The sequence below is a fragment of the Amycolatopsis sp. NPDC051102 genome (assembly GCF_040682815.1).
Lineage (GTDB): Bacteria > Actinomycetota > Actinomycetes > Mycobacteriales > Pseudonocardiaceae > Amycolatopsis.
Genome location: NZ_JBFBBT010000011.1, coordinates 73511 through 98305, shown reverse-complemented (window position 1 = coordinate 98305; position 24795 = coordinate 73511). Strand labels below are relative to the sequence as shown.

32 protein-coding genes and 1 pseudogene are annotated in these 24795 nt (G+C 72.6%); 14 read left to right on the top strand and 19 right to left on the bottom strand.

Translation table 11 applies throughout. The annotated features are described in order from the left end of the window. Position 1: 1 nt before the first annotated feature. Positions 2 to 1084, bottom strand: a complete 1083-nt coding sequence (locus AB0M93_RS28385) for an aldo/keto reductase (protein ID WP_364278326.1) — start codon at positions 1082 to 1084, stop codon at positions 2 to 4. Positions 1085 to 1202: 118 nt separating this feature from the next. Here AB0M93_RS28385 and AB0M93_RS28380 point away from each other — a divergent pair, with 118 nt between their 5' ends. The 5 genes from AB0M93_RS28380 to bcp all read left to right on the top strand — a co-directional run bounded on the left by AB0M93_RS28380 (position 1203) and on the right by bcp (position 4564). Then, a complete protein-coding gene (locus tag AB0M93_RS28380) occupies positions 1203 to 2081 on the top strand; it encodes an AraC family transcriptional regulator (protein ID WP_364278323.1) in 879 nt (292 codons plus the stop codon). A 50-nt stretch (positions 2082 to 2131) separates the two neighbouring features. Further along, positions 2132 to 3019: a hypothetical protein gene (locus AB0M93_RS28375; protein ID WP_364278320.1), complete on the top strand. Its 888-nt coding sequence runs from the start codon at positions 2132 to 2134 to the stop codon at positions 3017 to 3019. A gap of 129 nt (positions 3020 to 3148) precedes the next feature. Continuing rightward, positions 3149 to 3331, top strand: coding sequence for a hypothetical protein (locus tag AB0M93_RS28370; RefSeq protein WP_364278317.1), 183 nt, complete (start codon positions 3149 to 3151; stop codon positions 3329 to 3331). A 190-nt stretch (positions 3332 to 3521) separates the two neighbouring features. Beyond that, positions 3522 to 4067: a hypothetical protein gene (locus tag AB0M93_RS28365; protein WP_364278314.1), complete on the top strand. Its 546-nt coding sequence runs from the start codon at positions 3522 to 3524 to the stop codon at positions 4065 to 4067. A gap of 23 nt (positions 4068 to 4090) precedes the next feature. Next, a complete protein-coding gene (gene bcp, locus AB0M93_RS28360; protein WP_364278311.1) occupies positions 4091 to 4564 on the top strand; it encodes a thioredoxin-dependent thiol peroxidase in 474 nt (157 codons plus the stop codon). 67 nt (positions 4565 to 4631) lie between these two features. On the opposite strand, the gene rdgB is transcribed toward bcp, so the two are convergent. Genes rdgB through AB0M93_RS28335 form a run of 5 tightly spaced genes read right to left on the bottom strand, consistent with a single transcriptional unit; the run spans position 4632 to position 8280 of the window. Further along, complete coding sequence (rdgB, locus tag AB0M93_RS28355; RefSeq protein WP_364278308.1) at positions 4632 to 5234, bottom strand: RdgB/HAM1 family non-canonical purine NTP pyrophosphatase; 603 nt, start codon at positions 5232 to 5234, stop codon at positions 4632 to 4634. After that, a complete protein-coding gene (rph, locus tag AB0M93_RS28350) occupies positions 5231 to 6007 on the bottom strand; it encodes a ribonuclease PH (protein WP_103348324.1) in 777 nt (258 codons plus the stop codon). Before rph ends, rdgB begins: the two co-directional genes overlap by 4 nt. A gap of 22 nt (positions 6008 to 6029) precedes the next feature. Continuing rightward, a complete protein-coding gene (locus AB0M93_RS28345) occupies positions 6030 to 6797 on the bottom strand; it encodes an MBL fold metallo-hydrolase (protein ID WP_364278305.1) in 768 nt (255 codons plus the stop codon). A 29-nt stretch (positions 6798 to 6826) separates the two neighbouring features. Continuing rightward, entirely contained in the window at positions 6827 to 7633 is an 807-nt protein-coding gene (murI, locus tag AB0M93_RS28340; RefSeq protein WP_364278302.1) for a glutamate racemase, read from the bottom strand. Further along, entirely contained in the window at positions 7630 to 8280 is a 651-nt protein-coding gene (locus AB0M93_RS28335; protein WP_364278300.1) for a rhomboid family intramembrane serine protease, read from the bottom strand. The genes murI and AB0M93_RS28335 overlap by 4 nt, the downstream gene beginning before the upstream one ends. A gap of 93 nt (positions 8281 to 8373) precedes the next feature. Here AB0M93_RS28335 and AB0M93_RS28330 point away from each other — a divergent pair, with 93 nt between their 5' ends. Next, positions 8374 to 9234: an arylamine N-acetyltransferase gene (locus tag AB0M93_RS28330; RefSeq protein ID WP_364278297.1), complete on the top strand. Its 861-nt coding sequence runs from the start codon at positions 8374 to 8376 to the stop codon at positions 9232 to 9234. Here AB0M93_RS28330 and AB0M93_RS28325 read toward each other — a convergent pair. Then, the gene (locus tag AB0M93_RS28325; RefSeq protein ID WP_364278864.1) at positions 9192 to 9908 is read right to left on the bottom strand and encodes an aspartate/glutamate racemase family protein; all 717 of its coding nucleotides are present in this window, start codon (positions 9906 to 9908) and stop codon (positions 9192 to 9194) included. The genes AB0M93_RS28330 and AB0M93_RS28325 overlap by 43 nt on opposite strands. On the opposite strand from AB0M93_RS28325, the pseudogene AB0M93_RS28320 reads away from it, so the two are divergent. Next, a pseudogene (locus AB0M93_RS28320) lies at positions 9898 to 10302 on the top strand (MBL fold metallo-hydrolase); the annotation flags it as partial. The gene AB0M93_RS28325 and the pseudogene AB0M93_RS28320 overlap by 11 nt on opposite strands. 300 nt (positions 10303 to 10602) lie before the next feature. Here the strand turns inward: AB0M93_RS28320 and AB0M93_RS28315 are convergent. The 3 genes from AB0M93_RS28315 to AB0M93_RS28305 form a co-directional block, all read right to left on the bottom strand. Then, on the bottom strand, positions 10603 to 11553 hold the full coding sequence (locus AB0M93_RS28315) for a cysteine synthase (RefSeq protein WP_364278294.1): 951 nt from the start codon (positions 11551 to 11553) through the stop codon (positions 10603 to 10605). Positions 11554 to 11556: 3 nt separating this feature from the next. Further along, positions 11557 to 11829, bottom strand: a complete 273-nt coding sequence (locus AB0M93_RS28310; RefSeq protein WP_004559268.1) for a MoaD/ThiS family protein — start codon at positions 11827 to 11829, stop codon at positions 11557 to 11559. 65 nt (positions 11830 to 11894) lie between these two features. Beyond that, positions 11895 to 12302 (bottom strand): M67 family metallopeptidase, encoded by a 408-nt coding sequence (locus AB0M93_RS28305; protein WP_093948156.1) that lies wholly within the window; start codon positions 12300 to 12302, stop codon positions 11895 to 11897. 117 nt (positions 12303 to 12419) lie between these two features. Here AB0M93_RS28305 and AB0M93_RS28300 point away from each other — a divergent pair, with 117 nt between their 5' ends. Continuing rightward, positions 12420 to 12764, top strand: a complete 345-nt coding sequence (locus AB0M93_RS28300; RefSeq protein ID WP_364278290.1) for a hypothetical protein — start codon at positions 12420 to 12422, stop codon at positions 12762 to 12764. A gap of 6 nt (positions 12765 to 12770) precedes the next feature. Here AB0M93_RS28300 and AB0M93_RS28295 read toward each other — a convergent pair whose 3' ends face one another. From AB0M93_RS28295 to clpS, 5 genes are read right to left on the bottom strand one after another with little or no spacing between them, the layout of a single operon-like run. Beyond that, on the bottom strand, positions 12771 to 13265 hold the full coding sequence (locus AB0M93_RS28295; RefSeq protein WP_364278287.1) for a hypothetical protein: 495 nt from the start codon (positions 13263 to 13265) through the stop codon (positions 12771 to 12773). Further along, a complete protein-coding gene (locus AB0M93_RS28290) occupies positions 13262 to 13504 on the bottom strand; it encodes an ATP-dependent Clp protease adaptor ClpS (RefSeq protein ID WP_364278284.1) in 243 nt (80 codons plus the stop codon). Before AB0M93_RS28290 ends, AB0M93_RS28295 begins: the two co-directional genes overlap by 4 nt. Positions 13505 to 13535: 31 nt before the next feature. Next, on the bottom strand, positions 13536 to 14516 hold the full coding sequence (locus tag AB0M93_RS28285; protein ID WP_364278281.1) for a P1 family peptidase: 981 nt from the start codon (positions 14514 to 14516) through the stop codon (positions 13536 to 13538). Then, positions 14513 to 15070, bottom strand: a complete 558-nt coding sequence (locus tag AB0M93_RS28280; RefSeq protein ID WP_004560463.1) for a DUF2017 domain-containing protein — start codon at positions 15068 to 15070, stop codon at positions 14513 to 14515. The genes AB0M93_RS28285 and AB0M93_RS28280 overlap by 4 nt, the downstream gene beginning before the upstream one ends. Further along, the gene (gene clpS, locus AB0M93_RS28275; protein WP_004560461.1) at positions 15067 to 15366 is read right to left on the bottom strand and encodes an ATP-dependent Clp protease adapter ClpS; all 300 of its coding nucleotides are present in this window, start codon (positions 15364 to 15366) and stop codon (positions 15067 to 15069) included. The genes AB0M93_RS28280 and clpS overlap by 4 nt, the downstream gene beginning before the upstream one ends. Before the next feature lie 74 nt (positions 15367 to 15440). Between clpS and AB0M93_RS28270 the strand changes: the two genes are divergently transcribed. From AB0M93_RS28270 to AB0M93_RS28260, 3 genes are read left to right on the top strand one after another with little or no spacing between them, the layout of a single operon-like run. After that, the gene (locus tag AB0M93_RS28270; protein ID WP_364278278.1) at positions 15441 to 16742 is read left to right on the top strand and encodes a nicotinate phosphoribosyltransferase; all 1302 of its coding nucleotides are present in this window, start codon (positions 15441 to 15443) and stop codon (positions 16740 to 16742) included. 15 nt (positions 16743 to 16757) lie between these two features. Then, positions 16758 to 17336, top strand: a complete 579-nt coding sequence (locus tag AB0M93_RS28265; protein WP_364278275.1) for an isochorismatase family protein — start codon at positions 16758 to 16760, stop codon at positions 17334 to 17336. Then, complete coding sequence (locus AB0M93_RS28260; protein WP_364278273.1) at positions 17333 to 17977, top strand: bifunctional 4-hydroxy-2-oxoglutarate aldolase/2-dehydro-3-deoxy-phosphogluconate aldolase; 645 nt, start codon at positions 17333 to 17335, stop codon at positions 17975 to 17977. Before AB0M93_RS28265 ends, AB0M93_RS28260 begins: the two co-directional genes overlap by 4 nt. Positions 17978 to 17986: 9 nt before the next feature. On the opposite strand, the gene AB0M93_RS28255 is transcribed toward AB0M93_RS28260, so the two are convergent. Beyond that, the gene (locus tag AB0M93_RS28255; RefSeq protein ID WP_364278861.1) at positions 17987 to 18622 is read right to left on the bottom strand and encodes a choice-of-anchor P family protein; all 636 of its coding nucleotides are present in this window, start codon (positions 18620 to 18622) and stop codon (positions 17987 to 17989) included. A gap of 211 nt (positions 18623 to 18833) precedes the next feature. Here AB0M93_RS28255 and AB0M93_RS28250 point away from each other — a divergent pair, with 211 nt between their 5' ends. The 3 genes from AB0M93_RS28250 (at position 18834) to AB0M93_RS28240 (ending at position 22270) form a co-directional block, all read left to right on the top strand. Further along, a complete protein-coding gene (locus tag AB0M93_RS28250) occupies positions 18834 to 19421 on the top strand; it encodes a biotin transporter BioY (RefSeq protein ID WP_364278270.1) in 588 nt (195 codons plus the stop codon). A gap of 400 nt (positions 19422 to 19821) precedes the next feature. Further along, positions 19822 to 21870, top strand: a complete 2049-nt coding sequence (locus AB0M93_RS28245; protein ID WP_364278267.1) for an ATP-dependent DNA helicase — start codon at positions 19822 to 19824, stop codon at positions 21868 to 21870. A 58-nt stretch (positions 21871 to 21928) separates the two neighbouring features. Further along, positions 21929 to 22270 (top strand): hypothetical protein, encoded by a 342-nt coding sequence (locus AB0M93_RS28240; RefSeq protein WP_103348344.1) that lies wholly within the window; start codon positions 21929 to 21931, stop codon positions 22268 to 22270. Here AB0M93_RS28240 and AB0M93_RS28235 read toward each other — a convergent pair. From AB0M93_RS28235 to serB, 3 genes are read right to left on the bottom strand one after another with little or no spacing between them, the layout of a single operon-like run. Next, the gene (locus AB0M93_RS28235; protein WP_364278264.1) at positions 22267 to 22671 is read right to left on the bottom strand and encodes an OsmC family protein; all 405 of its coding nucleotides are present in this window, start codon (positions 22669 to 22671) and stop codon (positions 22267 to 22269) included. The genes AB0M93_RS28240 and AB0M93_RS28235 overlap by 4 nt on opposite strands. A 16-nt stretch (positions 22672 to 22687) precedes the next feature. After that, positions 22688 to 23467 (bottom strand): aminoacyl-tRNA hydrolase, encoded by a 780-nt coding sequence (locus tag AB0M93_RS28230; protein WP_364278261.1) that lies wholly within the window; start codon positions 23465 to 23467, stop codon positions 22688 to 22690. After that, positions 23464 to 24693, bottom strand: a complete 1230-nt coding sequence (gene serB / locus AB0M93_RS28225; protein WP_364278258.1) for a phosphoserine phosphatase SerB — start codon at positions 24691 to 24693, stop codon at positions 23464 to 23466. The genes AB0M93_RS28230 and serB overlap by 4 nt, the downstream gene beginning before the upstream one ends. Positions 24694 to 24795 lie beyond the last annotated feature (102 nt).

Here is a 24795-nt window from a genome sequence, read left to right as displayed (position 1 = left end):
CTCAATAGCGGAAGGCACTCTGCAGCAACGGCGGGTACATAGTGGACGGTTCACCGTCGACGGTCGCGCCCGCGAACTGCAGCATCGCCCGCTGGGCACCGTGCATCGGGGCCGGGTAGTCCAGCGTGGGCGCCGACACCTCGTCCAGCCTCGCCAGCTGCGCGGCCGTGAGCGTCACGTCGAGGCCGGCGAGGTTACCGGTCAGGTGCTCCAGCCGCCGCGCGCCGATGATCGGGACCACCGTTCCGCGCCGGGCCCGCAGCCACGCCAGCGACACCGCCGCGGACGTCGTGCCGGCCTTCTCCGCGATCGCGGCGACCGCGTCGATCACCGCGAACTCCGCTTCGGACGGACCGCCGACGAAGGCCGCGCGGGCGGAATCCGCCACCGGAGCGCCCCGCCGGTACTTGCCGGACAGGAAACCGTTCTTCAGCGGGCTCCACGGCACCAGTGCCAGCCCCTGGTCCAGCGCGAAGGGCGCCAGCTCGCCCTCGACCGTGCGCGCCAGCAGCGAATACTCGACCTGCAGCGCCACCAACGGCGTCCAGCCCCGCAGCAGCGCCGTCGTCTGCGCCTGCGCGGTGACCCACGCCGGGGTGTTCGAGAAGCCGACGTACCGGATCTTGCCCGCGCGCACCAGGTCGTCGAGCGCCCGCAGCGTCTCCTCGACCGGCGTGCTGCGGTCCCAGTTGTGCAGCCAGTACAGGTCGAGGTAGTCCGTCTGCAGCCGCCGGAGGGTCTCGTCGAGCTGGGCGATGACCGACGCGCGGCCGGCGCCGCCGCCGTTGGGGTCGCCGGGGAACATGTTGCCGAAGAACTTCGATGCGAGCACCACCCGCGCCCGCCGGCCCGGGCGGGCGGCGAAGAAGTCGCCGAGGATCTTCTCCGAATGGCCGTTGGTGTAGAAGTTCGCCGTGTCGACGAAGTTCCCGCCGAGGTCGAGGTAGGTCGCGAGGATCTTTTCGGACTCCGGGACGTCGCAGCCGGCGCCACCGGGGTCCTCCCCGAAGGTCATCGCGCCGAGCGCGAACGGGCTGACGCGGAGGCCGGACCGGCCCAGGGTGACGTAGTGGTCGAGTGGCACGAAACTCTCCTTGCCTGACGAGGGGAAGGAACCCAGCAAACCGCGAACACCCAGCTCAGCGGTAGACCGATCATGGCCACCTCTTGCCCAATCCTCTCGATGCCGGTTTCCTGGACGCGTGCTCGCAGAACTCCGCGACCTCATCGCCCGCCACGCGCGGGCCGACCTGCACACCCCGGTGCCCGGCCTCCTGTTGTCCAAAGTGGACACGAGCGAGCCGCACCACTCGCTCGCCGAGCCGCTGCTGGTCGTCATGGCCCAGGGCGGCAAGCGGCTGCTGCTCGGCGAGCAGGTGCACGAGTACCGCGCCGGGCAGTACCTGCTGGTCGGCACCGACCTGCCGGTGACCGGCCACTTCGACGGCGCCACCCCGCGGACGCCCGCGCTGGGCATCGGCCTCGCGCTGCGCCCCGCGGCGATCGCACCGCTGCTGTTCGAAGCGCCGACGCGCACGCCACCGGCGTCCCCCATCGCCATCGGCGACGCCGGCCCGGAGCTGCTCGACGCGGTGCTGCGGTTGCTGCGGCTGCTCGACCACCCGTCCGACGTGCCCGTCCTCGCGCCGCTGATCGAGCGGGAGATCCTCTGGCGGCTGCTGACCGGCCCGCACGGCGGCCTGGTCCGCCGGCTCGGCCTGACCGACAGCGGGGCCGCCCACGTCGGCCGCGCGATCCGGTGGATCCGGCGCAACTACGCCGAACCGGTGCGGATCGAGGAGCTCGCCCGGCTGAGCGGGCTGAGCGCGTCGGCGTTCCACCGCCACTTCCGGGCGACGACCGCGATGAGCCCGCTGCAGTTCCAGAAGCGCATCCGCCTGCAGGAGGCCCGTTCGCTGCTGCTGGCCGACGCGGGCGACGTCGCCGGCGTCGGGCACCTCGTCGGCTACGACAGCCCGTCGCAGTTCAACCGGGAGTACCGCCGCCTGTTCGGCGCGCCGCCCGGCCAGGACGCGGTGCGGCTGCGCGAAGCCGCCACCGCCGGGCCGCAGCTGCCCTGAGGGTCCGATCCGTTCAAGACGGCCGGGGGCACGGGTGCGACGCTGACCGCATGTCCGTGAACCTGTCCGCGGCAGCGTCCTTCATGGCGACGCACGCCCGCCTCCTCGACCGCCGCCGCTTCGAACTGCTCGCCGGCGCGGCGAACGCCGACGCCGTGCTCGCCGCGGTCGACGGCTACCGCAATCCCGACGGCGGCTACGGCTGGGGCCTCGAACCCGACCTGCGGGCCCCGGAAAGCCAGCCCGGCGGGGCCCTGCACGCCTTCGAGGTGTTCGAGGAGATCGCCCCGGACACGACGCCGCACGCGGCGAAGCTCTGCGACTGGCTGGCGACGGCGTCCCGACCGGACGGTGGCCTGCCGTTCGCCCTGCCGGTGGCCGACCCGGCCGGCTGCGCGCCCTTCTGGGTCCAGGCCGATCCGGCCGTGGCCACCCTGCAGAGCACCGCCTTCGCCGCCGGCACGGCCCTGCGCGTCGCCCGCCACGACGCGGCCGTGCGCGAACACCCGTGGCTGGCCGCGGCGACGCAGTACTGCTTCCGCGCGATCCGGGAGCTTTCCTCGGCACCGCACGCGATCGCGTTGTCCTTCGCGGTGCAGTTCGCCGACGCCGCGCACGAACTCCACGCGGAGGCGCCGGCGCTGCTGGAGCACCTGGCCGCGTTCGTCCCGGCCGACGGTCTGGCCCCGGTGGACGGCGGCTCGGACGGCGAAACCCTGCGGGCCCTGGACTTCGCGCCGCTGCCGGACCGTCCGGCCCGCGCGTTGTTCGACGGCGACGTCATCGACGCCGAACTGCGGCGGCTCGCGGACCGGCAGCAGGACGACGGCGGCTGGCGGGTCGACTTCGCGAGTTACTCACCCGCCGCGGCGCTCGAGTGGCGCGGTTACGCGACTGTCCGAGCGGTGTCGGTGCTGCGGCGTCACGGCCTCGTCTGATCTTCTACAGGGGAGTCACCGAGGTTCACCCGACCGTGGGGTGTCGGGTGTGGACGGCCGCCGGTGCCTTCCGGGACACCCGGCCGAACCCGTACTGTAACCGGCGGAACCGGTTTCCGGAGGTGCAGCATGTCGTCGCGCAACCCGTTGCACTGGTTCGCCCGCTGGGCGGACTGGTTCGAGGAGCGCGGCGTCTACGTGCCCGGCGAAGAGAGCCGCGCGGTCGACCCGGTCCGGGATTTCGGCTGGCTGATGGCCGCGTGGGTGGCCGGCGTCGCGATCTTCATCCTGTTGTTCGCGCTCGCGGTTTAAGTGGCATGTGGGCAAAGATTGTCACGAGCCGTGCCGTTCCGGTCACGGATTGGCCACGGGGCGGCACCAGGTGCGCGACAACCCCCGGTCGCGCCTCGTAACCACACGCGATCACGGCCAGAGTGGAGCGGGTTCGCCCGGCATCCCCGTTGCCGAACGGCACCCCGACCCGCCGACTGGAGTACCCGCGATGGCGCTCGCGCGCACGTGCAAGATCATGTTCACCTCAGGACTGCTCGGCCTGGCGGTGGCGTGCGGGGTCCCTTCGACGCACGACGGCACCGCGGCCCTCGGCGCGGGCGGCTCCCCGGCAGGCGCCGGCGCATCGGCCTCGCAGGCGGGCAACGACCTCAAGTTCGGCGCCGACCACCGGTTCCCCAGCGGCCTCACGATCTCGGTCGGCGCGCCGACGTCGTTCCGGCCCAGCCCGTCGGCGTACCCGCAGAGCCCGCGCGGCGCGGCCTTCGACGTCGAGCTGACCAACGGCGGTTCGACGACGTACAAGCTGTCGGGGCTCACGGTGACCGCCACCGCGGCGGGCACCCCGGTCAAGCAGGTCGTGGACACGACGCAGGGCTTCACCGGCATCACCGACGCGGGCAAGGACGTCCTGCCGGGCCGTTCGGTGCACCTCACGCTGGCGTTCGCGGTGCCGCAGGACCAGACGCAGCTGCGCCTCCAGCTCCGCCCGAGCGCGACGGAACCCACGGCGGTCACCTATTGTGGCCCGGCCTGACGGTCCGCCGTTAGGCTCGGGGCATGACCGAGCGCCTTTCCCCCGGTGACGAAGCCCCGGACTTCACCCTGCCCGACAGCACGGGCAAGGAGGTCTCGCTGAGCGACTTCCGCGGCCGGTCCGTGGTCGTGTACTTCTACCCGGCGGCGAGCACCCCGGGCTGCACGAAGCAGGCTTGCGACTTCCGCGACAACCTCGCCGAGCTGAACGGCGCGGGCTACCAGGTCGTCGGCATCTCGCCGGACACGCAGGCAAAGCTGGCGAAGTTCGCGGACACCGAAGAGCTGACGTTCCCCCTGCTGGGCGACCCGGAGAAGTCCGTGATCGAAGCATGGGGCGCGTACGGCGAGAAGAAGAACTACGGCAAGACGTACCTGGGCGTGATCCGCTCGACGTTCGTGGTGGACCCGGAGGGCAAGATCGCCAACGCCTGGTACAACGTCCGGGCGACCGGCCACGTGGCCAAGCTGATCCGGGACCTCGGCCTGGCCTCCTGACGCCCAGAGCTGCTTCCCCCGGGTCGGCGACCTCCACGATGGAGGTCGCCGACCCGTGGGAGCAGAGCTAAGCCAGATCCCGCAAAGCCGGCAGCAGCGCCCGCAAAGCCAGCCCCCGGTGCGAAGCGGCATCCTTCTCCGCCGGCTCCATCTCCGCCGACGTCCGGCTCTCCCCATCGGGCTGGAAGATCGGGTCGTACCCGAACCCGTTGACCCCACGCCGCTCGCGAACCAGCGTCCCCCGCCACTCGCCGCGAACCACCGTCTCCTCCCCGGACGGCAGCACCAAGGCAGCAGCACAAACGAACTGCGCCCCCCGCCGCTCATCCGGCACGTCAGACAGCTGGCCCAGCACGAGATCCAGGTTCGCTTCGTCATCCCCGTGACGTCCGGACCACCGCGCCGAAAGCACCCCGGGCATCCCGTTCAACGCATCGACAGCCAGCCCCGAGTCATCGGCAATCGCCGCCAACCCGGTCGCAGCAACAGCATCACGAGCCTTCGCCACGGCGTTGCCCTCGAAGTCCGGCGCCGTCTCGGGCGCCTCGGGGAACGAAGGCACATCCGCAAGACCGACGACCTCAATGCCGGAAAGACCTTCAGCAGCAACGATCCGCCGCAGCTCGCCGAGCTTCTTCGCGTTGCGCGTGGCCAGGAGCAGCTTCGTCACTTCGCGCCCTTCTTCTTGTCCGGGCGCGGCTCCGGCAGCTCGCCCGGGTACGGCAGCGCCAGCGCCTCGTTCTGCAGGCGGGTCAGTTCCGCGCAGCCCGCCAGTGCCATGTCCAGCATCGTGTCCAAAGTGGACCGGGCGAAGGTCGCGCCCTCGCCCGTGCCCTGGACCTCGATCAGCGTGCCCGCGTCCGTGGCCACCACGTTCATGTCGACCTCCGCGCGGGAGTCCTCCTCGTACGGCAGGTCCAGCCTGACCCGGCCGTCGACCACGCCGACGCTCACCGCCGCCACCGAGGACGACAGCGGCTGCGGGTCGTTGAGGCGGTTCGCCGCGCCCAGCCACGTGATCGCGTCCGCCAGAGCCACGTAACCGCCCGTCACCGCCGCCGTGCGGGTGCCGCCGTCGGCCTGGATCACGTCGCAGTCGATGACGATCGTGTTCTCGCCCAGGGCCGCCAGGTCGATGCACGCCCGCAGGGACCGGCCGATCAGGCGGGAGATCTCGTGCGTGCGGCCGCCGATGCGGCCCTTCACCGACTCGCGGTCGCCGCGGGTGTTGGTCGCCGACGGCAGCATCGCGTACTCGGCCGTCACCCAGCCGAGGCCGGAACCGGCGCGCCAGCGCGGCACCCCTTCGGTCACGCTCGCCGCGCACAGCACCCGCGTGTTGCCGAATTCGATCAGCACCGACCCGGCCGGCCACTGCTGGAACCCCCGGGTGATCTTGATGTCGCGGAGCTGGTCGTCGGTCCTGCCATCTTTACGAGCCACCAGTGCACTCTATGACCGGCGCTCAGACGTCGTAGACGGCACCCTGCTTGACGACCTCGGCCCCCGGGAACCCGGCCGACGCCTCGGCCAGGACCGCGCCGGCGTCGGTCCACGGCGCGATGTGCGTCAGCAGCAGCCGGCCGACACCGGCGTCGCGCGCCAGCTCGCCCGCCTGCTTGCCCGACAGGTGCACCCCGGCCGGCCGCTCCGCCGAGTCCGTCCAGGACGCTTCCGCGAGCAGCAGGTCGACACCGTCGGCGAGCTCGTTCAGCGCCGCGCAGGGCCCGGTGTCGCCGGTGAACGCCAGGATCCGGCCGCCGTAGGAAATCCGGAGGCCGTACGCCGGCGTCGGGTGGTGGACCTCGACCGCGACCACCTCGAACGGCCCGATGCGGAACGGCTCGGACCGCAGCGGGTGGAAGGCGTAGACGTCGGAGAGGTCCGTCGTGGCCCGCTCCTCCTCGTTGGGCGCGTACGCGTTCGCCAGCCGCACCGGGGCGTCCGGCGGGGCGTACAGCGGCAGCAGCCGCGGCCGCGCCGGGTACGGCGGCGCCGGGTGGTAGCGCCGCAAGACGGTGAGCGCGCTGACGTCGGCGCAGTGGTCCGGGTGCAGGTGGGTGAGGACGAGGGCGTCGAGGTCGAACGGGTCGGCCACGGCCTGCAGCTGCGCGAGCGTGCCGTTGCCGAGTTCGAGGCCGAGCAGGAAGCCCTCCGCCTCGATCAGGTAACCGGACGCGGCGGCGTTCGGCCCGGGGATGCTGCCGGAGCACCCGAGGATGGTCAGTCGCACGACGACACCCTAAGCGTCCGCACGGCGGTTCACGCGGAGGTGGGAGCGAGGACACCCGGGGCGAAGCCCATGAAGCGCTGCGCGAGCCGGGTGAACGGCTCCGCCGAGCCGGTGGCGAGGAACTCGTGCCGCGGCGCGGTCTCCCGCGTGGCCAGCAGGTCCCGCTCGGTGAGCACGCGGACGAGATCCTTGGCGGTCTCCTCCGCGCTGCTCACCAGGGTGACCTCCTGGCCCATCACGATCTGCAGCACACCCTGCAGGAGCGGGTAGTGGGTGCAGCCGAGCACGAGCGTGTCCACCTCGGCGTCGAGCAGCGGCTGCAGGTAGCCCTGCGCGAGCCCGAGCACCTGCCGCCCGGTCGTGATGCCCCGCTCGACGAAGTCCACGAACCGCGGGCAGGCGACGCTGGTCAGGGTGATGCCGGGCGCCGCGGCGAAGGCGTCTTCGTAGGCTCGCGACCGCACGGTGCCTTCGGTGCCGATCACGCCGACGCGGCCGGTGTGGGTCGCGACGACGGCGCGGCGCGCGGCGGGCAGGACGACCTCGATCACCGGGACGTCGTAGCGCTCGCGCGCGTCGCGCAAGCAGGCCGCGGACGCCGTGTTGCAGGCGATCACCAGTGCCTTCACGCCGCTTTCCACCAGCTCGTCGAGCGCCGCGAGCGCGTAGCTGCGGGCGGTGGCGATCGGGAGCGGGCCGTACGGGTTGTGCGCCGTGTCACCGACGTAGCGGAGCTGCTCGGCGGGGAGCTGCTCGAGGATCGCGCGGGCGACCGTCAGCCCGCCGACGCCGGAATCGAACACGCCGATCGGGGCATCAGCGGGCGAAGGTGTCACCCTTCGAGGTTACCTGCAGGCGCCGGGACGGCCTTGCCGGACCGGCGGGTGGTCAGCCAGGCCGCGAGGACGCCGGCCAGCGCGCCGAAGAGGTGTCCCTGCCAGGAGACGCCGGGGTTGCCCGGCAGCAGCCCGGCCAGCATGCCGCTCCACACGCCGAGCAGCACGACGGCGACCAGGATCTGCCCCGCCGCGCGGTTGAAGAGGCCGCGGACCAGCAGGTAGGCGAGCCAGCCGAAGGCCAGCCCGGACGCGCCGACGGTGACGCCGTCCGACGGCCCGATCAGCCACACGCCGAGCCCGGAGACCACCCAGATGATGGCCGTGACCAGCGCGAACCGGCCGAACCCGGCAGCCATCGCGAGGAAGGACAGCACGAGCACGGGGACGGTGTTCGCGAACAGGTGCGACCAGCCGGCGTGCAGCACCGGCGCGAACAGCACGCCGTCGAGGCCGGACAGCGCGCGGGAGTGGATGCCGCCCTGGTCCAGGTCGCCGGGCAGGATCACGTCCACCAGCTCGACCAGGTAGAGCAGCAGGGTGAACGACAGCGCGACGATCGCGGCCGCCATCGGTTTCGGCGGCAGCACGCGCTTGGCGGCGTCGGTGGCGGCGCCGGCTTCCGGGGCGGGGTTCAGTGTGTTCACGTCTTCGAGGCTACGACGGGTCCCGGGCCGTCCACCTCGGGTGAAATCCCTGATCCGGCGGTTTTGTCGGTGGTGGCCGCTAGCGTGCCGGGCATGGGGAACTTCGACGTCACCGGATACCTGCAGCGGCTCGGCCTCGGCGCGGAACCGCCGAGCCTGGCCGCGCTGCGGCGCCTGCACGCGGCCCACGTGGAGCGCGTGCCGTACGAGCCGCTGGAGATCCAGCTCGGGCGGCCGACGCCGCTCGAGCCATCGGCGTCGCTGGCGCGGATCCTGCGCGGCCGCGGCGGGTACTGCTACCACCTCAACGGCGCTTTTTCGGCTCTGCTGCACGAACTCGGCTACCAGGTCACGCGGCACCTCGGCGGGGTGCAGGGCGGCGCGGCGGACGCGCCGAACGTCGACCGCAACCACCTCGCGCTGACCGTCACCGGCCTGCCCGAAGACCCGTCGGCGAGCTGGGTGGTGGACGTCGGGCTGGGTGACGGCATCCACGAGCCGCTCCCCCTCCGGGAAGGCACCTACGTGCAAGGCCCGCACACATACCGGCTGCGGCCATCGGAGGTGGCGCCGGGCGGCTGGCGGTTCGACCACGACCCGTCGGGCAGCTTCGCGGGCTTCGACTTCGCGCCCGGTCCCGCGCGGATGGCCGACTTCGCCGAAAAGCACGCGTGGCTGTCGACCTCGCCGGAGTCCGGGTTCGTACGGGTCTGCGTGCTGCAGCGGCGGGACGCGACCGGCGTCGACACCCTGCGGGCGCGGACGCTGAACCGCCACGGCGTGAAGGAGCTGCTCGGGTCATCGGCGGACTGGTGGACGGCGGCTGCGGACGTGTTCGGCATCGTGCCGGCGCAGTTCACCGCCGAGGAGCGCGAACGGCTGTGGGGGAAGGTCGTCGCGCAGCACGAGGCTCACGTCGGCGGCAAGGGCAAGGAGGCGGTGCCCAGCGCGTAGTCCACCGCCGCGCCGGCGTGCAGGCTGGTGGTCGGGAACGTCGGCACCGGGCTGTCCCCGGGCCCGACGAGCAGCTCGATCTCGGTGCAGCCGTAGATGACACCCTCGGCGCCCGCGTCGACGAGCCGCGCGATCACGCCGCGGTAGGCCTCGCGCGACCCGGGTTCGACGACGCCGAGCACCAGCTCGTCGTAGATGACCCGGTGCACGAGGTCGCGGTCGGCTTCGCCGGGTACGAGCACGTCGAGGCCGTGCGCGGCCAGCCGGTCGCGGTAGAAGGGCTGCCCCATGGTGAAGCCGGTGCCGAGCAGCCCGACGCGGCGGATCCCGGCGGCCTTGATGGCCGCGGCGGTGGCGTCGCCGAGGTGCAGCAGCGGGATGCCCAGGCCGGCTTCGAGCCGGTCGGCGACCTTGTGCATGGTGTTGGTGCAGAGCACGACGAAGTCCGCGCCGGCCGCCTCCAGGGCCTTGGCGGCGCGGTTGAGCTCGGCACCGGCGTCGTCCCAGCGGCCCTCGGCCTGCATGGCTTCGATGGCGGCGAAGTCGACGGAGTAGAGCACCGTGTGCGCGGAGTGGAAGCCGCCGAGCACGGCCTTCACCCGTTCGTTGACGAGCCGGTAGTACTCGATCGAGGATTCCCAGCTCATCCCGCCCAGCAGCCCGATGACCTTCATGGTGGTCAGCATGCCCGAACTGCGCACGGCTTTCGCCGGGGTGTCGAACGTCCTGGTCACCGACGGGACCTCGGCCGTCCTGGTCGACGGCTTCTTCTCGCGGCCGTCCCTGCTGAAGCCGGCGATGGCGCGCATGGCGCCGGACCGCGCCCGGATCGACGACGCCTTGCGGCGCCTCGGGGTCACGGAGCCGGCCGCCGTGCTGGTCGCGCATTCGCACGTCGACCACGTGCTCGACGCACCGGTCGTCGCCGGGCTGACCGGCGCCACGCTGGCCGGCTCGCCGTCGACCCGGCAGGTCCAGGAGGGCTACGGCCTGGCCGCCGGGCCGTTCGAGGAGCTGGTGCCGGGCAAGCCCGTCGAATTCGGCGCCTTCACGGTGACACCGGTCGAGGCCGCGCACACCGCCGGCGACCGGGTGCCGGGAGATCACCGAACCGGTCCGGCTGCCGGCCAAGGCGAAGGCCTTCAAGACCGGGCGGTGCTATTCGTTCCACATCGCGCACACGGCGGGGAACGTGCTGGTCCACGCGTCGGCGAACTTCGTGGCGGGAGCAGTACTGGCGGGAGACCGTCGGCGCGCTGCTGCCGAAGCCGTTCGACGCCCTGGGGACGACCATGGCCACCTTCGAGCGGCCGGCGGCGGCCGACGGTGTCGACCTCGCCCTGCCGGAACTCTGGAAGCCCGACTAGGTCAGGCCCAGAGCTGCCCGTCGAGCCGTTCGGCGGCTTCGTCCAGCGACCCCGCGTAAGCCCCGGTCGACAGGTACTTCCACCCGGCGTCCGCGACGACGAACGCGACGTCCGCCCGCTCGCCCCGGGCCGCGGCCTTCTCGGCCACCGCCAGCGCCGCGTGCAGCACCGCGCCCGTCGAGATGCCCGCGAAGATGCCTTCGTGCTCCAGCAGCTCGCGGGTGCGTCGCAAAGCGTCGTAAGCGCCCACGGAGAACCGCCCGTTGAGCACCGAAGGGTCGTACAGCTCCGGGACGAACCCCTCGTCGAGGTTGCGCAGGCCGTACACCAGCTCGCCGTAGCGCGGCTCGGCCGCGATGATCTGGACGTCCGGCTTCGCCTCGTGCAGGTACCGCCCGACCCCCACCAGGGTCCCGGTCGTGCCGAGGCCGCCGACGAAGTGCGTCAGCGTCGGCAGGTCCTTGAGCAGCTCCGGGCCGGTGCCGCGGTAGTGCGCGTCGGCGTTGGCCGGGTTGCCGTACTGGTAGAGCATCACCCAGTCCGGGTTCGCCGCGGCCAGTTCCTTCGCCCGCCGGACGGCCTCGTTCGAGCCGCCCGCGGCCGGGGAGAAGACGATCCGCGCGCCGTACGCCTGCAGCAGCTGCTTGCGCTCGGTGGAGGTGTTCTCCGGCATCACGCAGACCAGCCCGTAGCCCTTGAGCTTGGCGGCCATGGCCAGCGAGATGCCGGTGTTGCCCGACGTCGGCTCCAGGATCGTGGAGCCGCGCCGCAGCTTGCCTTCACGCTCGGCGGCTTCGATCATGGCCAGCGCGGGCCGGTCCTTGATCGAGCCGGTCGGGTTGCGGTCCTCCAGCTTCGCCCACAGGCGCACGTCGTGCGTCGGGGAGAGCCGGGGCAGCCCGACCAGCGGGGTGCCGCCGAGCGCGTCGAGCAGGGACTCGAAGCGAGCCATCGATCAGCCACCGGCCACGGCGGGGAGGATGGTCAGGGTGTCGCCGTCCTTGACCTCGGCCTCGAGCCCGCCGGCGAAGCGCACGTCCTCGTCGTTGACGTAGACGTTGATGAAGCGGTGCAGCTTCTCCTCCTTGACCAGGCGCGCCTTGATGCCGGCGTGCCGGGCCTCGACGTCGTCGATGACCTCGAGGACGGTCGCGCCCTTCGCCTCGACGGACTTCTCGCCGCCGGTGTGGGTGCGCAGGATCGTCGGGATGGAGACGGTCACGGCCATGGGTTCTTACCTCCGGTGGGTTCTTACACGCAGACGCCGGTGGCGCGGCGGTTTATTCCGTGGGCTCAGCCGACGATCTCGACCGGCTCCTCGGTGATCTCGGCGTCCACGATCCGGTACGACCGGAACTCGTGCACTTCGGGGTCGCGGGTGGACACGAGCACGTAGTGCGCGTCCGGCTCGGCCGCGATGTTCGCGTCGGTCCGCGACGGGTACGCCTCGGTCGCGGTGTGCGAGTGGTAGATGACCACCGGCACCTCGTCGTTGGCGGCCATCTCGCGGTAGAGCTTCAGCAGGTCGCCGGAGTCGAACTCGTAGAACGTCGGCGAGCGGGCCGCGTTCAGCATCGGGATGAACCGCTCGGGGGAATCCGAGCCTTCGGGCCCGGCGATCACCCCGCACGCCTCGTCGGGGTGGTCACGGCGGGCGTGGGCGACGATCTCGTCGACGAGTTCACGGCGGATCCGGAGCACACCGACATCTTAGGTGGTGGACAAAGCGCGTCCAGATGATGAGACATACCGCTCACCAGCGGTTCTCGGGATACTGGCGGGGTGCCGTTGTCGTCGAAAGTACGGGACCGGTGCCGGATGTACCTCGGTACCGACGAGCGGATCCAGTACCTGATCCCGGGGATGTCGCTGTCGATCGACCGGATGGTCGCGCACGTCGAGTTCCTGGTCATGGTCACCGACCGGCACGTGACGCTGCTGGCGTGCAGCCGGTGGCGCCGGCACCGGCCCAAGCAGATCTGGGAGCGCCTGCCCCGCGCCACCGAACTCGGCCCGGTGCGCATCCACCCGTCGCTCGGGCCCGTGCTCACCGTGTCCGGGCTCGAGCTGGAGATCGACGAGGAGTACGTCCCGGCGGTCCGCGCGGCCAACCTGGAGATCGGCGGCGACGCCCTGCCCGAGGACCCCTACCCGGGCGGCTGAGGCGCCTCAGAGCTCCAGGAACACCGGCACGTCGGCCCGGGCGAGCGCCGCCGTGGCGACGTGCCCTTCCAGCTCCTGGAGCCAGGCCACCGTCCGTTCGGCACCCCAGCGCGTCGAGAACAGCTCGTCGAGCTGCACCTCCCAGCGCGGCTTCCGCAGGTACGCCGACTGGGCGTGGACGAGCGCGAGCCGCAGGTCACGGGCGCCCGTCAGGTCGAGCTCCAGCTCGGCCCCGCCGGACCACCCCGCGAGCACGCGGGCGAACGCGGCCACCACCTCGGCGCGCATCGCGGCGCCGTGCCGGTCCCGGAAGGCCGCGCTCGGCTTGCCGCGCCGGTAGGCGTCGGGGAACAGCATGGTGTCGGCGACGCCCTTCCGCCCGCCGACGGCCAGCCGGGCCGCGGCGTCGGTGAGGGTCTTGTGCAGCGCCGACGCGGTGTTGGGCGCGAACGCGAGCCGGACGCACCCGGACCACGCGGTGACGTGCGCGAAGTCCGTCACGACGCCGGCTCGAGGGTCGCGTACAGGCCGCGGACCTGCAGGGCGGCGACGAAGTCCTCCGCCGGGCCGGCCAGGAGGGGGTCGAGCGTGGCCGAGCCGGTGGTGTGGATCCGCTCCGCGGCGGTCCAGGACTCTTCGGCCGGCAGGCCGAGCAGCTCCGCCAGCACGAGCGCCACCCCGGCAGAGCTGTTCACGTTGTCGTCGTGGATCCGGACGACCCACTTTTCGTCGAGCTGCACCTCGGGATGATCCCCGCGGGGGACACCGGCGTTACGCGAACGCCTCCGGCCAGACGTCCCGGTAGGCGGGCACCCCGCCGGCCGTGGTCGCCGCGAGCAGGCCGTGCACCATCGCCCGCGCGAACACCCGCGCGGCCGCGGAGCACAGCGCGTCCAGTGCCGCCGGCCGCGCGGCCGCGCCGAACGGGCCGCTCGCGTCCGGCAGCTCGCGCGCGCCCGTGGCCAGCGCGAACACCGTGTCGCCGTCGAACATCGTGTGCGCCGGGCGCACCGCGCGCGCCAGCCCGTCCTGCGCCGCGACCGCGATCCGCCGCGCTTCGGCCTTCGACAGCGCCGCGTCGACCGCGACCACGCCGATGGTCGTGTTGAGGTCCGTCCGGCGAGAAGGCAGGTCAGCGGGCCGCGAAGGCCACGTCACGCCGAAGTCGCCGTGGTCGGCCGCGTACGCCCGGCCCGTCGTCAGGTCCACGGCCTCGCCGGCCGCGTTGACCGCCGCCAGCGCCCCGACCGTGAACTCGCCGACGGCTTCGCTCGCCGAGCCGATCCCGCCCTTCAACGACCCCACGGCCGCCCCCGCGCCCGCGCCGACCGTTCCCTGCACGAAGGAGCCCGAAGCCGCTTCGCAGGCCGCGTAGCCGAAGGACGCGTCGGGCCGGTTGCCCCACTCGCTGCGCGGCAGGTCGAACAGCACCGCCGCGGGCACGATCGGCACGACCTCGTGCGGCTGCGTCCCGACCGGGAAGCCCAGGTTCCGCTCCGCCAGCCACCGCATCACGCCGTCGGCCGCGGCCAGGCCGTACGCCGATCCGCCCGAGAGGCACACGGCGTTGACCCGCTGCACGAGGTTCTCCGGTTCCAGCAGGTTCGTCTCCCGCGTGCCGGGTGCGCCGCCGCGCTGGTCGACCGCGCCGACCGCACCCTCGGGCACCAGGACGACCGTCGTCCCGGTCGCCCAGCCGCCGCTGACCCGCTCGTGGTGCCCGACCAGGACACCAGGGACGTCGGTGATCATCCCGTCAGCGCCTGGATCAGCGTCTCCTGCACCCAGGTCAGCCAGTGGTAGACGCCCAGGTGCGGCGCCCGCGGGTCGTCCTCGGGCAGCTCGTCGGGCATGTCCTCGGTGACGTCGAGCGCGGTGCCCAGCGCCAGCCGGACGTCATTGAGCGCGCCCAGCCAGGCGTCGGCCTGCTCCTCGGTCAGCCGGACGTGGCCGCCGTCGCGGGGCAGCGTGTCGAGCACGATCTTCGCCACGCCGACCTTGATGTCGAGCAGCTCCGGCTCGTGCAGCGACCGCATCGCCGCGGAGGAGTCGATGTCCTCCCGCGACGGGTTGTCCGGGTCGAGCTTGTGGAAGTCCGGGAGCAGCCGCGAGAGCACCGGGTCGTCCGGGGACTCGGTCGGCCCGGTCCGGATGCCGGTGAGCTCGGCGAGCTCGTCCTGCGGGGCCTCTTCGGCGCGCGCGGTGAGCATGTCCTCGAGCTGGCTGACCAGGCCGCGCAGAACGGCCGCTTCCTGCTGCTCGAACCCCGCGTGGATCACCGCGCCCTTGCGCCGCCAACCGTTCACGAGGGCTGCTCCATGGTGGCCCAGAGGCCCGCCGCGTGGAGTTTCGCCACGTCCGTTTCCACCTTTTCCTTGCTGCCGGACGACACGATCGCCTTGCCCTTGTGGTGCACGTCCAGCATCAGCTTGGTGGCGTGGTCACGGCTGTAGCCGAACAGCTTCTGGAAGACGTACGTCACGTACGACATCAGGTTGACCGGGTCGTTCCACACCACGGTCCGCCACGGTGTGTCCGACTCGGCGACTTCGGCACCGGCCGGTTCGACCTGCGTCTGTTCGGATGCGACAGGCGTGGACATGCACCCCATGGTGTCACGGGGGTCACCGGGTACGCCGCGCCAGGTCGGGCCATGTGGGTGAATAGGCTTACCCCATGGGCTCACCGGAACCGGCCACGGCCAGCACTGCGCTGCTCACCGACCACTACGAGCTGACCATGCTGGGCAGCGCGCTCGCCGACGGGACGCACGCGCGGCCCTGCGTGTTCGAAGTTTTCGCCAGGCGCCTGCCGGACGGCCGCCGCTACGGCGTCGTCGCGGGCACCGCCCGGGTGCTCGACGCGATCGCGGACTTCCGCTTCACCGACGCGGAGCTCGCCCAGCTGGAGGCCACCGCCGTCGTGGACGACGCGACGCTGGCCTGGCTGGCGGACTACGAGTTCTCCGGTGACATCGACGGCTACCCCGAGGGCGAGCTGTACTTCCCCGGCTCGCCGATCCTCACCGTCACCGGCTCGTTCGCCGAGTGCGTGCTGCTGGAGACGCTGGTGCTGTCGATCCTGAACCACGACAGCGCGATCGCGTCGGCGGCGGCCCGGATGTCCGGCGCCGCGCACGGCCGCCCGATCATCGAGATGGGCGGCCGCCGCACGCACGAGTACGCCGCGGTCGCGGCCGCGCGCGCCGCCTACCTGGCCGGCTTCGCGACGACGTCCAACCTGGAAGCCGGGCGCCGCTACGGCATCCCTACCCGCGGCACCGTCGCGCACGCCTTCATGCTGCTGCACGACAGCGAGGAAGCGGCCTTCCGCGCCCAGGTGGACAAGATGGGCGCGGACACGACGCTGCTGGTCGACACCTACGACATCACCGCCGGCATCGAGACCGCCGTCCGCGTCGCCGGGCCCGAGCTCGGCGCGATCCGGATCGACTCCGGCGACGTCGGCCCGCTGGCCCGCCGCGCCCGCGAGCAGCTGGATTCCCTCGGTGCGAAGGACACCCGGATCGTGGTCTCCGGCGACCTCGACGAGCACGCCATCGCGGCGCTGCGCGCGGAGCCGGTGGACGCCTACGGCGTGGGCACGTCGGTGGTCACCGGGTCCGGCGCGCCGACCGCCGGCATGGTCTACAAGCTGGTCGAGGTGGACGGCAAGCCGGTCGCCAAGCGCAGCGCGCACAAGGAGTCCCGCGGCGGCCGCAAGTCGGCGCTGCGGCGCCACCGCGGCACCGGCACGGCGGTCGAGGAGGTCGTCTGGGCGTCCGGGTCGAGCGCGCCGGAGCCGGACGCGAACGACCGGCCGCTGCAGATCCCGCTGTTGCGCGCTGGCCGCCCGGAGCCGGATCTGCCTACGCTCGACGACGCGAGGCAGCGGCTGCGCCGCGGCCTGGTCAGCCTGCCGTGGGAGGGCCTCAAGCTTTCGCACGGCGAGCCTGCGATCCCGACGCTGTTTCTCTGAGAGGGAGTTCGACCGATGGGTACCGCGCTGATCGTGGTGGACGTGCAGAACGACTTCTGCGAAGGGGGTTCGCTCGGCCTGCCGGGCGGGGCCGCGGCGGCCGCCGGCATCTCCAAGCAGGCCGTCGAAGGCGGGTACAGCTACGTCGTAGCCACCCGCGACAACCACATCGACCCCGGTGCCCACTTCAGCGAGACGCCGGACTTCAAGGACAGCTGGCCGGTGCACTGCGTCGCCGGCACGGCGGGCGCGTCGTTCCACGCCGCGCTCGACGTCGTCCCGATCGGCGAGGTGTTCTCCAAGGGCGAGTACAGCGCCGCGTACTCCGGCTTCGAGGGCGCGGCCCGCGACGGGAAGTCCCTGGAAGCCTGGCTGCGCGAGCACGACGTGACCGACGTCGACGTCGTCGGCATCGCGACGGACTTCTGCGTGCGCGCGACGGCGCTCGACGCGGCGAAGGCCGGCTTCGGCGTGCGGGTGCTGCTGGACCTGACCGTCGGCGGCTCGCAGCCGACCGTGGAGGCGACGCTGAAGGACTTCGACGAGGCAGGTGTCGCGTACACCGGCACCGCCGTCGTCGGCCCGGCCGCGTGAAGGACGTCCAGGCCGCGCTGGCCGAACACCGGCTGGTCGCGATCCTGCGCGCGTCCGACGCGTCGCGGTTCGCCGACGCGGCGATGGTGCTGCACGCGGCGGGCGTCCGCCTGCTCGAAGCGACGCTGACGACGCCGGGCGCCCCCGCGGCCATCACCGCGCTGCGCCTGGCGCTCGGCGAGGACGCGCTGGTCGGCGCGGGCAGCGTCCGCGAACCGTCCGATGTGGACGTCGCGGTCGACGCGGGTGCCGCGTACCTGATCACGCCGACGGTCAACCCGGCGGTCCTCGAGCGCGCCGCGGCCCTGGACACCCCGGTGATCTGCGGCGCGCTGACGCCGACGGAGATCGACCAGGCCTGGCGGCTCGGCGCGGCCGCGGTCAAGGTGTTCCCGGTCGCGGCCGTCGGCGGGATCGCGTACCTGCGCGCGGTGCGGGCGCCGATGCCCGACGTCCCGCTCGTGCCGACCGGCGGCGTCCACCTGGCCGACGTCGAGGGCTACCTGCGCGCGGGCGCGATCGCGGTCGCCGCCGCGACGCCGTTGCTGGGCGACGCGCTCTCCTCCGGCGGCAGCCTGCCGGACCTGGCCGCGAGGGCGGGCGAGTTCGTCGCCGCCACCTCCCGCTTCACAACCGCCTGAGGGGCAATTTCACGAGAAAGTGCCCTGCTGCTTCTTCCCGAAGGGGTCGCAGGCGGCCGTGCCCAGGTAGATGTCCCCGCTCGCCGGGCCGCCCTGCGGGAACAGCTTGATGTGCACCGCGTGCGTCACCAGGCTGCCGTCCGGCGGCTGGGGCGTCACGGTCTCGTTGAGGGTCACCGTGGCCAGGGCGGTGCCCGCGGCGCCGCCGGGGATGACGATCCGGTGGTTCGGCGGGATCTGTTCCGGCACGGTGACGCCCTCGACGGCGCCGACCGTCACCTCGCCGAGGCTGCCGGTCGCCGTCGTCGAGCACTTCACGGAGTACGTGCGCACGGTGAGCACCGGACCGCCGTAGCGCTGGAGCACGGTCGCCCGGAAGCGGCGGCCGGACGCCATCGCGATCGACGAGTCCTCCGACCGCCCGCACCCGCTGTCGCCGCTGCCGAACACCGCGATGTCGCCCGTCGCACCGCCCTGCGTGAAGCCCCGGTACGGCCCGTCGGCGGTGCATTTCGCCAGGTCACCGGTGACGACGTGCTCGTTGTCGATCGTCACGTCCACCGAACCGGAAGCCGCCCATCCGGTGGACGTCACGGGGGCCGCGGCGCCCAGGACCGGAACGGCCAGTGTCGTCACAGCCAGCAACCGGAATGTCCTCTTCCTGGCGTTTCGCATGCAGCGGCCTCCTCGGTTCCGTGACGATTCGCAGTTCTGCCCTTTCGTCATCGGCCGGTCCGGCGCCGGCCCTGATCGGGTCCACCCGGACGAGTGGCCGGTGAGGAACGCAACTCGGCGGGTCCGCGGGACGGTAACGAGCGTTAACCTCGGTCGTCGCCTGTTCACCCTGGGAGGTTTCGTGTCTTCGCTGTCCTTCGCCGGCAAGCGGCCCGTGCTGGCCGACCTCGTGCCCGGTTCGCTCGTGCGGGACATCGCGCTGGTCGCCGGCGGTGCCGTGCTCACCGGCGCCGCCGCGCAGCTGACGATCCCGGTGCCGGGCAGCCCGGTGCCGATGACCGGCCAGACGTTCGCCGCGCTGCTGGTCGGCGCGTCGCTCGGCATGTCGCGCGGTGCCGCGTCGATGCTGGTGTACCTGCTGGTCGGTGCGGTGGGCGTGCCGTGGTTCCAGCACGGCACCGCGGGCCTGTCCGGCGCGAGCGCCGGTTACATCGTCGGGTTCGTCTTCGCCGGCGCCCTGGTCGGCGCGCTCGCCGGCCGCGGCGGCGACCGGACACCGGTGCGCACCGCGGGCACCATGGTGCTCGGCAACGTGGTGATCTACGCGTTCGGCGTGCCGTGGCTGATGGCGTCGACCGGCTTCGACCTGTCCACGGCGTTCGCCAAGGGCGTGACGCCGTTCCTGATCGGGGACGCGATCAAGATCGTAGTGGCCGCCGGGCTGCTGCCGCTGACCTGGAAGCTGGTCTCCGGCCGCAGCGAGGACTGAGCGCCGGGCGCAGCTGCCCGCTGATCGCCCGGAGGGGGCTTGCCCGCGAGGTTCGCGGGCAAGCCCCCTTCCGGGCGTCCGGCCGCAGCCGCCGCGCGACGCGAGTGGCCTGTTCGCGATGGAGCCCAGCCCGCCGAGCCTCCGTCGCACCGAGCCCCCTGCGCCCTCGCCCAGCCACGGTCGCTGCGCCTCATCCCGCCGCAGCCCCAACCCGTCGCTCCCATGCCGCCGCGCCCATCCACCGTCGCCCCCGGCACGTTCACCGAGCCCTTCCCGCCGAATCCGGCCACGTTCGCCACGCCCGGTCGTCTCCGCTCCCAGCCGCTCCGCCGCGACGCGAGTGGCCCGTTCGCGACGGAGCGCCGATCTCTGTCGGTGGTGGCGGCTAATGTGTGTCGCTGTGCCCGCCCGAACCGATTTCCCCGGCGTCCTCGAACTCCTCACCCACGCGGTGGAGTCCGTCGGCGGTGCCGAGCGCCCGGGGCAGGTCCAGATGGCCGACGCCGTCGGCCGCGCCATCCGCACCGGTGAGCACCTGGCCGTGCAGGCCGGCACCGGCACCGGCAAGTCACTGGCCTACCTCGTGCCCGCGATCCGCCACGCCGTCGAAAAGGAGGCCACCGTCGTGGTCTCCACGGCCACGATCGCGCTGCAGCGCCAGCTCGTCGACCGTGACCTCCCGCGGCTGGCGAAGGCGCTGAAGAAGCCGCTGGGCCGCGAACCGACCTTCGCGATCCTCAAGGGCCGCCGCAACTACATGTGCCTGCACCGGCTGGATTCCGGCGCGCCGGACGAGCCGGAGGACGCGCAGCTGTTCGACCCGTTCGCGGTGTCCCGGCTGGGCAAGGAGGTCACGCGGCTGCGGGAGTGGGCCTCGGACACCGAAACCGGCGACCGCGACGAGCTCGTGCCCGGCGTCACCGACCAGGCGTGGCGTCAGGTTTCCGTGACGGCGAAGGAATGTCTCGGCGCTTCACGCTGTCCGATCGGCACGGACTGCTTCGCCGAGAAGGCCCGCGCCGAGGCCGGCCGAGCCGACGTCATCGTCACGAACCACGCGCTGCTGGCGATCGACGCGCTGCAGGGCTACCAGGTGCTGCCGGACCACGACGTGGTGATCATCGACGAGGCCCACGACCTGGTCGACCGGGTCACGTCGGTCGCCACCGGCGAGCTGACCAGCGCGATGTGCGCGGCCGCCGCGCGCCGCTGCGGCAAGCTCATCGACGCCGACGTCGCCGACGGCCTGCTGGAGGCGGGTGACGGGCTGGCGCTGATCGTCGACGACCTGCCCGCCGGCCGGATGGACGAGCTGCCGCGGCCGCTGAAGGGCGCGATCCCGGCGATCCGCGACGCGGCACACCGGTGCATCACGGCGCTGGGCTCCGACCGCAAGGAGGACGTCGAAGGGGCCACCGCGCGCAAGCTGGCGCGGTCGCTGCTCGACGAGGTGCACGACACCGCGGTCCGGCTGCTGGAGGCGTTCGACGAAGACCAGGCGCACCAGCGCGACGTCGTCTGGCTCTCCGGCGACAAGTACGCGGCGAACCCGCGGCCGCCGGCGCTGAAGGTGGCGCCGCTGGGCGTCGCCGGCCTGCTGCGGGAGCGCGTCTTCAACCAGCACACGACGATCCTCACGTCGGCGACGCTCACGCTGGGCGGCACGTTCGACACGATGGCGCGGCAGTGGGGCCTCCCGCCCGGCGCGGCCAAGGTGGAGCAAGCACCCGGCGCCGCGACGGAGAAGGAAGCGCCGTCGGACGACTCGGGCCCGAAGTGGACCGGTCTGGACGTCGGTTCGCCGTTCGACCACCGGCGCAACGGCATCCTGTACCTGGCCAAGCACCTGCCACCGCCGGGCCGCGACGGCCTGACATCGTCCACAATGGACGAATTGGCCGAGCTGATCGAGGCCGCGGGCGGGCGCACGCTCGGGTTGTTCTCCTCGATGCGGGCGGCCAAGCAGGCCACCGAGGAGATGCGGGAGCGGCTGGACTTCCCGATCCTGTGCCAGGGCGACGACGCGACGTCGCTGCTGGTCCAGAAGTTCTCCGAGGACGTCCGCACCTGCCTGTTCGGCACGCTGAGCCTGTGGCAGGGCGTGGACGTCCCCGGGCCGTCGCTGCAGCTGGTGGTGGTCGACCGGATCCCGTTCCCGCGCCCGGACGACCCGGTGTCCTCGGCGCGGCAGCGCGCGGTGGAAGCCCGCGGCGGCAACGGGTTCCTCACCGTCGCGGCCACGCACGCGGCACTGCTGCTGGCGCAGGGCACCGGCCGGCTGCACCGGTCGGTCACCGACCGCGGGGTGGTGGCGGTGCTGGATTCGCGGCTGGCGAACGCCCGCTACGGCGGCTTCCTGCGCGCGTCACTGCCGCCGTTCTGGCCGACGATGGACCCGAAGGTGGTGCGGGAGGCGCTGCGCCGGCTGGACGCAGCCGCGCCCGCGTGACGCGGTGCACAGCCGCGCCCGGTACGGTGAAGACACCGAAGCAACAAGGGAGCACCGGTTGACCCAGGATTCGTCCAGCGCCCAGTCCCGGACCGTCAGCGTCGACGACACCGGAGTGCGGCGGCGGCTCGCGGACGGCAGCGAAGAGGCCGTCACGTGGGCCGGCCTGTCGTCGGTGATGGTGCGGGTCATCCCCGACGGCCCGTGGAACGAAGACGTGTTCTTCATGCTGGTGGGCACCGACGGCAAGGGAACGGCGGTCCCCAGCGGCGACCCGGCGGCGGACGCGCTCATCGAGCGCCTGCAAGCCCTGCCGGGCTTCGACAACGAGAAGTTCATCGAGGCCATGACGACCGACGCCGACCAGGCCTACGTCGTCTGGGAATCCGCCCAGAACTAGACCTGCGGGAACGTCTCCGTCACCGGGATCCCCTTCTTGAGCGTCCGGCTCACCGTGCAGAGCCGCTCGATGGCCCGGTCCACCGCGCCGGCCAGCGCGTCCCGCTGATCCGCCGTCAAAGTCGACACGTCGACATCGAACGCGACGTGGACGGCGTCCAGCTCCGAAGCCCCTTCACGCCGATCCGCGGTGACGGCGACGCGGAACTTCGCGTCTTCGCCGATCCGCCGCGTGATGAGCTCCTCCGCCGTCACCGCGCTGCAGCCCGCGGCCGCGATCTGCAGCAGTTCGGCGGGCGAGAACGCCCCTTCGGCGCCCTTGCGGCCCAGCCGCACCTCCGCGCCGCGCTCGTTGCGCCCGACGAACGCGTGCTCGCCCGTGCGTTCCACTTCCAGTGCCATGCCCGCTCCAACCGGGTCAGGAAGCCGGTTGTTCCGGCTCCCACTGGGCAAGAACGGTGATCGTGCCCGGGTCGACCTCGGTGAACCCGGCGTCCCGGACGGCGATCACCCGGTCGCGCCGCCACGCGCCCTCGGGGTCGTCGCCCGGATGCAGTTCCTTCCACTGCACGGCGCTCGCCGCGCGCACCGCCGTCCGGTAGCCCTGCTCGGCCCAGGCCGCGCGCTGCCCGTCGTCGAGCAGCGCGGCCAGGATCATCGTCGCGTGGCCGACCTGCGCGGCGGCCTTGCCGACGGTCATCGGCACGTGCGGGTTGAGCAGCAGCAGCGGCACACCCGCCGGGATCGGGCCCGGCTCGTCGGGCGGCAGTTCGCTGCCCGAGATCTGCAGCCGCGCGACCTCCTTGGGCGTCTCGGTGACCAGGCCCGGCACGAGGGCCCGCGCCTCGGCCCCGCCGACCTCGACGGTGATGCCCGGCAGGTCCTGGACGGCCGCCCAGTGCGCGCCCCGCGCCCGCCGCGCGACCTTCCGGATCCGGTTGTCGAGCCACGCGTGCACCGGCTCGGCCCACTCGCCGCCGGGCTGGGAACGCTCGTCCAGGCAGACGGCCAGCGCGGCCGTCGCGGCGGCCTCCAGCAGCGGGGTTCGGCCGGGCGGCTCGGCCCGCTCGATGCGGAGGATCACCGGCATCGCCCGGACTTCGCCGGGAAGCTCGTCGGAGGTGTCCGAGGTGTCTTCGGCCGGAAGGCCCAGCCAGAAGGCGTAGCGGGCGCCCAGGGGGTCGAGAACGCTGCTCACGGACGCATCAGCTCGAGCCCGTCGGCGGCGTCGGCCGCTTCGACCTCGCCGCGGGTGAGGCCGAGCACGAACAGCACGGCGTCGAGGTACGGGTGCGACAGCGCGGTGTCGGCCACCTCGCGCAGCGCAGGCTTCGCGTTGAACGCGACACCCATGCCCGCGGCCGAAAGCATGTCGATGTCGTTGGCGCCGTCCCCGACCGCGACGCACTGTTCGAGCGGGATGTCGTACTCGGCGGCGTAGCGGCGAAGCACCTTCGCCTTGCCTGCCCGGTCGACGACGTCGCCGATCACCTTGCCGGTGAGCTTGCCGTCCCGGATTTCGAGCTCGTTCGCCACCGCGAAGTCGAGCCCGAGTTCCGCCACCAGACCGTCGATGACCTGGGTGAACCCGCCCGAGACCACGCCGGTCCGGAAGCCCATCCGCTTGAGCGTCCGGATCGTCGTGCGCGCGCCCGGGGTCAGCTCGATCGACGCGGCGACCTCGTCGATCGCCGTCGCCGGCAGCCCGGCCAGCAGCGAGACCCGCCGTTCCAGCGACTCGGTGAAGTTCAGCTCGCCGCGCATGGCCGCCTCGGTGATCCGGCGGATCTCCGGCTCGACGCCGGCGTGCGCGCCCAGCATCTCGATGACCTCACCCTGGATCAGGGTCGAGTCCACGTCGAACACGACGAGCCGCTTGGCCCGGCGCGTGATGCCCGCCCGCTCCACGGCGATGTCGACGCCCGCCTCGACCGCGGCGTCGGCGAGCTCCGAGCGCAGGGCGGCGTCGGCCTCCGGGGTGTCCCGGTCGACCGAGACGTACAGCTCGAGGCCGGTCACGGGGTAGTCGGCGACGCTGCGGATCGCGTCGATGTTGGCGCCCAGCGAGGCCAGCCGGCGCGCGACCTCCGAGAAGCCCCGCGCGGTGACCGGGCGGCCCAGCACCACCAGGACGTGGGTCGAGTCGCGGCGGCCGAGCGCGAACGGGTCGTCCCCGATGGCCGCGCCGATCTTGACGTCGACCTGCATGCCGACGGACGCCATCGCCTGCTCGACCGTTTCCTGCAGCCCCTCCGGGTCGCGGTAGACCCCGGCGAGCACCCCGAGCACGAGCTGCCCGCGGATGACGACCTGCTCGACGTCGAGCACGTCGACGTCGTGCCGGGTCAGCACGGCGAACAGCACGGACGAGACACCCGGCTTGTCAGGGCCGGTCGTCGTGATCAGGACGGGCGTCTGGGTCACTCTCGTCATCCCTCGTTCGGCAACGCTGCAGGGTCAGTCTGCCGGTCCGGGGTCGAACATAAGTAGAGCGCGTGCCCGGCTTCACATAAGCCGGGCACGCGC

Coding starts and splice junctions, on each gene's coding strand:
- AB0M93_RS28375 (WP_364278320.1), top strand. CDS start 2,132: ATGTCCGTGAACCTGTCCGCGGCAGCGTCCTTCATGGCGACGCACGCC.
- AB0M93_RS28370 (WP_364278317.1), top strand. CDS start 3,149: ATGTCGTCGCGCAACCCGTTGCACTGGTTCGCCCGCTGGGCGGACTGG.
- AB0M93_RS28365 (WP_364278314.1), top strand. CDS start 3,522: ATGGCGCTCGCGCGCACGTGCAAGATCATGTTCACCTCAGGACTGCTC.
- bcp (WP_364278311.1), top strand. CDS start 4,091: ATGACCGAGCGCCTTTCCCCCGGTGACGAAGCCCCGGACTTCACCCTG.
- AB0M93_RS28330 (WP_364278297.1), top strand. CDS start 8,374: ATGGGGAACTTCGACGTCACCGGATACCTGCAGCGGCTCGGCCTCGGC.
- AB0M93_RS28325 (WP_364278864.1), bottom strand. CDS start 9,908: ATGAAGGTCATCGGGCTGCTGGGCGGGATGAGCTGGGAATCCTCGATC.
- AB0M93_RS28315 (WP_364278294.1), bottom strand. CDS start 11,553: ATGGCTCGCTTCGAGTCCCTGCTCGACGCGCTCGGCGGCACCCCGCTG.
- AB0M93_RS28310 (WP_004559268.1), bottom strand. CDS start 11,829: ATGGCCGTGACCGTCTCCATCCCGACGATCCTGCGCACCCACACCGGC.
- AB0M93_RS28300 (WP_364278290.1), top strand. CDS start 12,420: ATGTACCTCGGTACCGACGAGCGGATCCAGTACCTGATCCCGGGGATG.
- AB0M93_RS28285 (WP_364278281.1), bottom strand. CDS start 14,516: ATGATCACCGACGTCCCTGGTGTCCTGGTCGGGCACCACGAGCGGGTC.
- clpS (WP_004560461.1), bottom strand. CDS start 15,366: ATGTCCACGCCTGTCGCATCCGAACAGACGCAGGTCGAACCGGCCGGT.
- AB0M93_RS28270 (WP_364278278.1), top strand. CDS start 15,441: ATGGGCTCACCGGAACCGGCCACGGCCAGCACTGCGCTGCTCACCGAC.
- AB0M93_RS28265 (WP_364278275.1), top strand. CDS start 16,758: ATGGGTACCGCGCTGATCGTGGTGGACGTGCAGAACGACTTCTGCGAA.
- AB0M93_RS28235 (WP_364278264.1), bottom strand. CDS start 22,671: ATGGCACTGGAAGTGGAACGCACGGGCGAGCACGCGTTCGTCGGGCGC.